The organism is Dellaglioa sp. CoH-57-MRSF-21 (assembly GCF_056781915.1).
This window is the reverse complement of sequence record NZ_JBXAXU010000050.1, coordinates 1-501: the sequence shown is the minus strand read 5'-3', so window position 1 is coordinate 501 and position 501 is coordinate 1. Positions and strand designations below refer to the sequence as shown.

Annotated in this window: 1 protein-coding gene; it reads left to right on the top strand. The window is 56.4% G+C overall.

The features are described 5' to 3' along the window. Positions 1-16 precede the first annotated feature (16 nt). A partial coding sequence (locus AC1RPQ_RS07855) for a DNA polymerase (RefSeq protein WP_481762242.1) occupies positions 17-501 on the top strand: 485 nt, incomplete at its 3' end.

The following is a 501-nucleotide window of genomic DNA, read 5'->3' as shown; positions in this document are numbered from 1 at the left end:
CCTCGGACTCGAACCCTTGTCGAAGACGAAGACCGGGGCAGATGCCATCGACAAGGAATTCGTTGCGCATTACCGCGACAAGGACAAGATCGTTGGTCTGTACGGCGACTATCAGGCGCTGACGAAGCTGTTGTCCACGTATGCGAAGGGCTGGTTCAAACGGCTTACGACGAACATGGACGCAGCCAANGACAATCACCTGCGGCCTGACTATTCGGTATGGGCGGTGGTAACCGGCCGTCTCGCGTCGATGGGACCTAACCTTCAGCAGATTCCGAGCCGGGGAAAGCTCGCAAAGATCATCAAGAAGATGTTCGTATCCACACCCGGATACCTGATGATTCGATACGACTACTCTGCTCACGAAGTGCGAATCTGGTCAGTTGCGGCAGGCGACAAGGCACTGGCCGAGGCGTTCCGCGCAGGTCAGAAATTGCGGCAAGCCTACATCTCGGCAAAGACCGATGAGGAACGCGCTGAGATCAAGGCGCAGCTAAAGAC